The 8,207-nt window shown below is 67.0% G+C and carries 8 protein-coding genes; 3 read left to right on the top strand and 5 right to left on the bottom strand.

From position 1 onward, the window contains the following. Positions 1 to 431, top strand: a 431-nt coding sequence (locus FHS08_RS10970; RefSeq protein ID WP_424960797.1) for an LGFP repeat-containing protein, incomplete at its 5' end; no start/stop codon positions are given. Positions 432 to 487: 56 nt separating this feature from the next. Here FHS08_RS10970 and FHS08_RS10965 read toward each other — a convergent pair. Both FHS08_RS10965 and FHS08_RS17295 read right to left on the bottom strand, forming a co-directional pair. Further along, on the bottom strand, positions 488 to 1,390 hold the full coding sequence (locus FHS08_RS10965; RefSeq protein WP_167038894.1) for a glycosyltransferase family 2 protein: 903 nt from the start codon (positions 1,388 to 1,390) through the stop codon (positions 488 to 490). Further along, positions 1,384 to 3,069 (bottom strand): glycosyltransferase, encoded by a 1,686-nt coding sequence (locus tag FHS08_RS17295; protein WP_167038893.1) that lies wholly within the window; start codon positions 3,067 to 3,069, stop codon positions 1,384 to 1,386. Before FHS08_RS17295 ends, FHS08_RS10965 begins: the two co-directional genes overlap by 7 nt. Before the next feature lie 151 nt (positions 3,070 to 3,220). Between FHS08_RS17295 and FHS08_RS10955 the strand changes: the two genes are divergently transcribed. Both FHS08_RS10955 and FHS08_RS10950 read left to right on the top strand, forming a co-directional pair. Next, on the top strand, positions 3,221 to 4,078 hold the full coding sequence (locus tag FHS08_RS10955; protein WP_167038891.1) for an ABC transporter permease: 858 nt from the start codon (positions 3,221 to 3,223) through the stop codon (positions 4,076 to 4,078). After that, positions 4,062 to 4,805 (top strand): ABC transporter ATP-binding protein, encoded by a 744-nt coding sequence (locus FHS08_RS10950; RefSeq protein ID WP_167038889.1) that lies wholly within the window; start codon positions 4,062 to 4,064, stop codon positions 4,803 to 4,805. The genes FHS08_RS10955 and FHS08_RS10950 overlap by 17 nt, the downstream gene beginning before the upstream one ends. A 39-nt stretch (positions 4,806 to 4,844) precedes the next feature. Here the strand turns inward: FHS08_RS10950 and FHS08_RS10945 are convergent, their stop codons facing one another. The 3 genes from FHS08_RS10945 to purE form a co-directional block, all read right to left on the bottom strand. Beyond that, on the bottom strand, positions 4,845 to 5,960 hold the full coding sequence (locus FHS08_RS10945) for a glycosyltransferase (RefSeq protein ID WP_167038887.1): 1,116 nt from the start codon (positions 5,958 to 5,960) through the stop codon (positions 4,845 to 4,847). A gap of 135 nt (positions 5,961 to 6,095) precedes the next feature. Next, positions 6,096 to 7,577, bottom strand: coding sequence for an LCP family protein (locus tag FHS08_RS10940; protein ID WP_424960796.1), 1,482 nt, complete (start codon positions 7,575 to 7,577; stop codon positions 6,096 to 6,098). After that, positions 7,574 to 8,041, bottom strand: a complete 468-nt coding sequence (purE, locus tag FHS08_RS10935) for a 5-(carboxyamino)imidazole ribonucleotide mutase (RefSeq protein ID WP_167039829.1) — start codon at positions 8,039 to 8,041, stop codon at positions 7,574 to 7,576. Before purE ends, FHS08_RS10940 begins: the two co-directional genes overlap by 4 nt. Between the last annotated feature and the right edge of the window lie 166 nt (positions 8,042 to 8,207).

Here is an 8,207-nt window from a genome sequence, read left to right as displayed (position 1 = left end):
GCGGCCTCGGCTACCCGATCAGCGCAGTCCGATGCGGACTCGCCGGCGGCGCCTGCTACCAGGACTTCCAGAACGGCGTCATCTACGCCTCCACCAGCGGCACATACGCGATCACCGGGCCCATCCGCCAGGTATGGAACGCCAACGACTACGAACGCGGCCTCGGCTACCCGATCAGCGCACGCCGATGCGGACTCGCCGGCGGCGCCTGCTACCAGGACTTCCAGAACGGCGTCATCTACACCTCCACCAGCGGCACATACCCGATCACCGGGCCCATCCGCCAGGTGTGGAACGCCAACGACTACGAACGCGGCCTCGGCTACCCCACGAGTTCACAGCGTTGCGACTCCGAGACGAGCAAGTGCGAGCAGTCCTTCGAGAGGGGTGTCATCCGCGTGGACGACTCAGGAGCTACCGTCGTCGAGTAGTCCCATACGTGGTCGCTGTCAAGAGACAAGTTCCGAGACGTCCGAATCCTCGATGTTCAACGCGCATCGCGGTCGGGGAACTTCACCGCCGGATTGAAGCCGATCCCTTCGAGGAGCTTCTTCGCAAGTCTCACTCGAAGAAGGAAGGGAACTCGCCCGCGGTGCAGACTGACCAGCAGTCGCGCGCCGAACTCGAGGTAGTAGAGCAGTCCGCGGTGGTGGAGCTGATAAGACGCCTCATTGCGTACGCCGTACTCGAACTTCCACAGGCTCTTCTCGTCGACCATGGCGAAGTTCACGCCGCGGTTGTCCCCCATGTCGTGGATCACGACGCTGTCCAGCACCTGGACGCCGGGGCACCGCGCCGTCAGCCTGAGGGTGTACTCACGGTCATCGAACCAGATGAAGTACTCGACGTACGGAAGTCCGTACTCGGCGATGACCCAGCGCGGAATGAGGACCGACACGAACGAGCACGCTGTGACCATGACGCTGCGCTGGCCTTTGACGAGCAGACGCGCCCAATCCCACGTGGGAACGGGATTGTTCATCTCACAGATGTTGCCGTCCGTGAACTCCACGACTGAGCACGCGAATGGCACATCCGCGCCGAGCTCGGCGACGGCGTCGTCAAAGCCGCGCACAAGCCTGTCGAGAGCCTCCGGCTGCGGGTAGCAGTCGTCGTCCATGATCCAGACGTGATCGGCTCCTGCGGAGTACCCCCGCAGCATGCCCTCGGCGAACCCACCGGCACCGCCGGTGTTCGTGTCCATCCGCACGATCTCGTGCGGCACGTTCGTCTCGAGCGCAGCGAGGAAGTCCGCCGTGCCGTCTGTCGACGCATTGTCGATGACGATGATGCTCGCGACCGGGCGAGTCTGGGCCTCAATCGACGCGATGACCTTCTTGAGCTTCTCGAGCCGGTTGAACGTCACCACGACCGCAGCGACATTCACCATGCGCTCACTTCTCCTTCAAACCATTCTGTGGCGGACGGCAGTGACAGCAGGTGCTTCTCGGCCTTCCGCTCCACGCGCCAGAGCTCGTGGCGTCGCTCCTCGTCGTCGTCCAGTTCCGCGAGCTTGCGAGCCAGCTCACGAACGGCCCGATGGGGATTCCGTGGAACGAGCGCCTCAGACGGGATGATGTCCGACTGCGCACCGACATCCGTCGAGATGACGGGCACGCCATGCGCGATGGCCTCGAGCGTTGTGAGCGTCAGGCCCTCGTTGTGGGACGTCACCACGAGCACGTGCGCTTCATCGAGGGTGACGTCGACCGGAGTCGACGAGTCGCGACGCACAATCCGACCCTCGAGTCCATGCGAGCGGATGAGGTCATCGACCCACGTCGCCATGTCGCCGTCGCCGTGCATGACGAACCGGAACGGGCGATCGAGACGGGACAACGACTTCGCCGTCTCGATGAAGACTTCGGGCGCCTTCTGGCGCGCCATGCGCCCTATGAACGCCACCGTGAACGGCTCATCCCCGCGCGGGCGAAAGCGCGCGTCCTTTGGCGCGACGGTCAGCCCGCCCAGCGGCGCGAGAACGACCTTCTCGGCCGGAACCTCTTGAACATCGATCATCCACCGAGCGAGCGAAGGCGAGATCACGTGATGTTTCGTGATCGCCCCATCCACCATGACGCTGCTCCCCGGGTATCCGCCGCCTCTGTACTCGACGATGTGCGTCGAGTCGATGATCGGGATGCCGGGGCGAGACGCCACGATCCAGTGGAGACGATCGTAGAGCCATTGATTGTGGTGCACGACGACACCGCGCACATCGAAAGAGCGAAGAATGGCGCGGATCAACTCCTCCACACCAGGTGTCTGCGATGCGACGGTCGGCTCGGAGAACGGGATGACGACGGCCCCGTCGAGTTCAGATCTCGCGATCCAAGCATGATGCGAGTCCCGGTTCGTGAGCACGATCGGGAGGAGCCCGGCATCTCTCACGATGCGAACCGTCTCGAATGCCCAACGTTCTGCTCCCCCGAGCTCGAACCAGTGCAGCCCGAGGAGCACCGCCCGCGGAGCGTCGCCCGATGCCGACTCGGCGACGACGATCTCGTTCCCCGCGTGGATGCCGCCCTCCATGAACTCTGCCTCGTAATTCCGGCGTGGCTGCGGATTCACAAGGCCCTTACGGTGCCTCAGCAGCTCCAGGTCGCGCAGGTCGTCATAGATGAGCGGCCACTTGGCGCGCAGCACGCTGAGCATCTTCCTGACTCCGTCACTCGGGACGCGCCGCGGCGGGTCGTATCGAAGGACATCGTCGCGTGACACATGCACGTGCCGAACGTCGCTGACGGGAAGTCGCGCAGCCGAGGCCTCGGCAGCGGTCGCTTCTCGCTCCTCCGGAGATACGCCGCTCTCGATCTCGACCGTGAACTCGCGCCTGCGGAACGCGCGTGAGTGACCGTCGAACGTTGCATCGTCTGTCAGCCTGGGCAGCGACTCTCCTCCGCCGTCGTACGCATTGACGGTGAGCGTGCGGCCGGGAGCCATGAGGGCGTGGAAGTTGAATGCACCGACAAGCAGACGGGACTCGCGATCCGAGAGATCGTCGGGAAGTGCTTCGGGATGGATCACGCGAAACAGGGCTGGCTGGCCAAGGACGATCTCAGGTGTCACGATGCGCGGGCGTCTCTCGGGTGGCTGGCGGGGAACCAAATGAGCTTACCAGCGGCCCCTCTCAGCAACCCGACAGCGAGCTGCTGACTATGATGTAACAGCCCGTTCAGGGCAGGTTCCCAGCAGTTCGAGATCGAAGGCTCTGTCGCGCATGATGTCCAACGGGCAGGCTCTCGGTTCACCCGGCCGCAGCGTCGGTTTGTTCGACGTGTTCCGGCGTCGTTACCTTCTTTCGCTCATCGTGCGCAAAGAAGTGCAGATCCGCTATCGCGGCTCGCTGCTGGGGTGGCTCTGGTCTTACGTCAAGCCGCTCGTTCAGTTCGTCGTGTTCTTCGTCGCCATCGGGTATTTCCTTGGGCAGAACGACCGTGTCGAGTTCTTCCCTATCTACCTTCTCGCGGGTACCACGATCATCTCCTTCTTCAACGAGGCATTCTCGAACGGGACCCGCTCCCTCGTCGACAACGCGGCGCTCATCAAGAAGATCTACCTTCCGCGCGAGATGTTTCCCGTCTCCAGCATGCTCATCGCGGCAGTGAACACGATCCCCCAGATCATCGTCGTCATCGCGATCTCGCTGTTCTTCGGATGGGCACCCTCACTGCTGCAGGTCGGGGCGATCCTCCTGGGTCTTGTGATTGTCGCACTGCTCGCAACCGGACTCGGCTTGCTTTTCGGCGCGATCAACGTGACCTTCCGTGACGCCCAGAGCTTCGTCGAGATCATCATCATGACCGCGGTGTGGGCGTCGCCCGTCATGTACCAGTGGGAGATGGTCAGCAGCAGACTGCCTCACTGGCTCTTCACCCTCTATCGGCTGAACCCGCTGACGCCCGCCGTCGAGCTCTTCCACTACGGCATCTGGTTTCCCCTCGATCCCACAGGCGCTCAGACCCTGCCGAATCTCGCACTGTTTTCCGTGATCGCGCTTCTCATGTCGGCGATCATCCTCGTACTCGGCCAGTCCGTGTTCCGCCGTCTGGAGGGTCGATTTGCCCAGGACCTCTGAGCTCATTGCACCGCGCATCGTGGTGGACGACATCCACAAGAGCTTCAAACTGCGCCACACGCATTCCATCAAGGAGACGTTTGTCGCGGCCATCCGTCGCAAGCAACTCACAACCGACTTCCATGCGCTCGACGGCGTCTCGTTCGACATCGCCGAAGGCGAGGCCGTGGCGCTGCTGGGGTTCAACGGGTCCGGCAAGTCGACGACCCTCAAAATGATCTCGGGAGTGTTGCGTCCGGACAGTGGCCGCGTTCTCACGCGAGGACGGGTTGCCGGCCTCATCGAGGTGGGTGCGGGATTCCATCCCGATCTGTCCGGCCGCGAGAACATCTACCTCAACGCGGCGATCCTCGGCATGACGAAGCAGGAGACCGAGGACCGATTCGACGAGATCGTCGCGTTCAGCGAGATCGAGCAATTCATCGACACCGAGGTGAAGCACTACTCGTCTGGTATGTTCTTGCGCCTCGCGTTCTCTGTCGCAATCCACACCGAGGTCGACGTGCTTCTGATCGACGAGATCTTGTCGGTGGGCGATGAGCCGTTCCAGAAGAAGTGCCTCGCCCGTATCCGGGAGCTGCACGCCGCAGGAAAGACCCTCGTCGTCGTAAGCCACGATCTCAACATGGTGTCCGAGCTGTGCGAGCGCGGCATCCTCTTGCGCAACGGAAAGGTCGCATTCGACGGCCCCAGCAAGGACGCCGTCGCTTACATGCGCAGGCAGTAGCGCTGCGGTACTGGCGCCCTCCGGGAGCCGGCATCCCCGCTACAGCTCCGCGTGCAGCTCCCACACCCGGGTCGCCGCCTCACGCCACGAGAACGCCCTGCCGCGGTCGGATGCGAGCACCGCGAGGCGTTCGGCGGCCGAGGTGGAGCCCAGAGCCGAGACGAGGGCGGCGGCCGCGGCATCCCGGTCCTCGACGAGGATGCCGCCGTCGACGATGACCTCGACGTGCACGGCGGAGTCGGCCGCGACGACCGGGACGCCGAGCGCGAGCGCCTCGACCACCCGCCAGGGGAAGGCCGTCCGGCGGGACGGCGCGCCGAACACGACGGCGGCGCCGAAGACGGCCGCGCGGTCGGCCGTGTCGAGCGCGCAGCGCACGTGGACGTGGGTCTCGGGGATGCCGGAGGCCGACGCGAGCTCGGCGATCGCGGGCTCTTCGCCTTCCGCCGCGTCGATGACGACGACGGGGACGTCGAGGCCGGAGGCGGCGATGGCCGCGAAGCCGCGCTCCAGTCCGTCCGAGGGGGCCATGCCGCCGGAGAGCAGGATGAAGCCCTCGGGGAGGCCGAGCGCCCGACGGCGGCCCACGTCGTCTCGCGGCACGGAGAAGCCGGCGGGTGCCGCCCCCGCGATGACCCGCACGCGATCGCCGAGCTTCGGCGCGAGCTCCGCGAGCCGCGAGGCGACGGCGTGCGTCGGCACGACGACCGCGTCGGCATACTTGACCGCACGCTTGAGCATCGCCCTGTGCCACATCGCCGTAGCCCTCGGCAGTTCGTCCGGCGCCTCCCAGGGGCGCAGATCCCACAGCGTCACGACCGTCTGATCGTTGTCGTGGACGCGGTCGTGCCGCACGAGGGGCGCGAACAGCGACGGCGAGTGGATCATCCCGCCGCCGATGCCCGTCGGAGCGCCGAGCTGCACGGCGGCCGCGAGCTCGCGCCGCGCGAGCGCCGTCTTGCGGACGTCGGCGAGTCCTGCGACGAGGTCGCCGACATCCGTCGCCTCGGACGCGGACGGCACGACCGCCTCGACGACGCACCCACGCGGAGCCGTCTGCACGAGCGCCTGCGCAAGCTCTCGCGACGCCGTCCGCAGATCGGGGTCGGTAGGAGCCACGAGCTGGTCGAGCACGACCCGGAGCGTCGTCGTCATGCTGTCGAGCCTAGCGAGGGGACGACGACGGATGCCGAGGCACCCGCAGTCCTGCACGGAGACGCGTTCGCCCCTCGGCTCGGCCGCCGGGGCTCCGGCCTCGCTCGGCCGCCAGGGCGCCGACCCAGGCCCGGCTCAGCCCTCCGGCGTCGGCGTCGGCGGATGCAGTGCGTTGCGGACAAGGTCGCGGATGTACGCGAAGTCGGGCTGCTGGTCGTCGATGCCGCCCTCGGGAGTGAGCTCGATCTTCGTGAGGGGCAGCTCCTTCGACTTCATCGCGAGCTCGAGGAAGTACGGAAGCAGCGACTGCGGAAGATCCGTCTGCACGATGTCGACGCCGGCCGCCGCGACCGCGTTGAAGTGCGTCAGGACGTTCGCCGGCGTGAACTGCTGCAGGATCGCCTCCTGCAGCTGCCGCTGGCGCTTCATGCGGTCCCAGTCGTTCGTCGTGTAGCGCGAGCGCGCATACCACTGGGCCGTGTCGCCGTCCATGTGCTGAGGACCCGCCTCGATCCAGCCGATCGCCCAGTCCTCCGCGGGCTGACCCTGGTACGACGGACCGCCGCCCTTCGGAAGGCGCTGCTCGACAGTGATGTCGACGCCGCCGAGCGCGTCGACGAGGTCGGCGAAGCCCTTCATGTCGAGGAAGACGTAGTACGGGATCTCGATGCCGAGGATGCCCTCCGCGGCATCCTTCGTCGCCTCGACGGCGGGGCGCGAGCCGTTCGCCGCGGCATCCGGGTACAGGCTCGCGCCGCGGTCGTCGCTGCACACCTCGACGGCGTTCATCAGCTGGTTGATGCCCGAGCCCCAGGCGCACGTCGGCGAGTCGTGCCCCGTGAGCCCCTCGGGGTACGCCGCGTGCATGGGGCTGTCCTCGGGGAACGGCGCGTGCGGCATGTCGCGCGGGATGCCGGTGATCGTGACAGCGCCCGTGTCGGCGTTGACCGAGACGACCGAGATGCTGTCGAAGCGCATGGAATCGCGACCGGCACCGCTGTCGGCGCCGAGCAGCAGGACGTTGTAGTAGCCGTCGGACGGCGGCACCGATGGGCCGCTCTGCCCGAACACGGCGCCGAGCGTGTCGCGCGTCGTTCCGACGTATTGCGATGCCGAGACGGCCCCTCCCCCCGCGACGACGAGGAGGGCGACGGAGAGCCCCGCGATGCCGAAGCGGGCGCCGGGTCCTGTGCGCACGAGCCTGACGAGCCGGAGCGTGTCGATCGTGAGCACGACCCACAGGACCGCGTACGCGATGAGCAGTCCCTGGAGCAGGAGCAGCGGGACGGGGCGGAACCACGAGAGCGGGTCGGGGATCCATGCGCCCGTGTAGAACGACACGAGCGCCGTGCGCCACAGGAGCAGCGCCACCAGGTTGAGGATCGCGAGGGCCCACATCGCCAGAGTCGCGCCGAGGCCGACCTTTCCGAGCCGGCGATTCCCCGCGACCGCCTGAGCCGACCCGGGCAGGAGGAAGTTCAGGATGACGAGCCACCAGCCGCGGCGCGTCATCGTCTCGCGCGTCCCGTCGGGGTGACGCAGGGGCTTCTTCTCGACGACGTGGGGCGCGGAGTAGCCGGTCGCCTCGCCGGGCCGGGGCGGGCTCATGACGCTCACAGGGAGTCCTTCAGCCGCCGGTTCTTCTCCTCCACGGCGGCTTCGAGCTCGCGCGCGTACTCCTCGACGCGATCGCCGATCTCGGCATCCGTCGTCCCGAGGATGCGAGCCGCGAGAAGCCCCGCGTTCTTCGCCCCGCCGATCGAGACCGTCGCGACCGGGATGCCCGCGGGCATCTGCACGATGCTCAGGAGCGAGTCCATGCCGTCCAGGAGCGCGAGCGGCACGGGGACGCCGATGACGGGCAGCGCCGTGACGGACGCGAGCATGCCCGGCAGGTGCGCGGCCCCGCCGGCGCCCGCGATGATGACGCGGATGCCGCGGGCCCGCGCTTCACGCCCGTAGCGGACGAGCTTGTCGGGCGTGCGGTGCGCGGAGACGACCTCGACCTCGTGCGGGATGCCGAAGTCGGTGAGCGCTTGGGACGCGTCGCTCATGACGCGCCAGTCCGAGTCGGAGCCCATGACGACGCCGACCAGGGGCGCGTCGGAGGAATGCAGCGGCCGGGTCACCCGACCAGGCTAGGCCGAGACCCTGCGAGAACCCCGCAACGGCGCGCACCCGCATCCCCGCTGCCGACGCCGGTGGGCCCGCGCCCCGGCACCCCACCGCAGCCGAATGTCCAAGACA

The sequence above is a fragment of the Microbacterium ulmi genome (assembly GCF_011759705.1).
Lineage (GTDB): Bacteria > Actinomycetota > Actinomycetes > Actinomycetales > Microbacteriaceae > Microbacterium > Microbacterium ulmi.
Note: the sequence above shows the minus strand (reverse complement) of the source record. Positions and strands in the feature narration are given on the sequence as shown.

Bases quoted from the DNA above. Each gene is read 5' to 3' on its own strand.
- purE (WP_167039829.1), bottom strand. From the start codon at position 8,041: ATGGGCTCCGACTCGGACTGGCGCGTCATGAGCGACGCGTCCCAAGCG.
- FHS08_RS10955 (WP_167038891.1), top strand. From the start codon at position 3,221: ATGATGTCCAACGGGCAGGCTCTCGGTTCACCCGGCCGCAGCGTCGGT.
- FHS08_RS10945 (WP_167038887.1), bottom strand. From the start codon at position 5,960: ATGACGACGACGCTCCGGGTCGTGCTCGACCAGCTCGTGGCTCCTACC.
- FHS08_RS10965 (WP_167038894.1), bottom strand. From the start codon at position 1,390: ATGGTGAATGTCGCTGCGGTCGTGGTGACGTTCAACCGGCTCGAGAAG.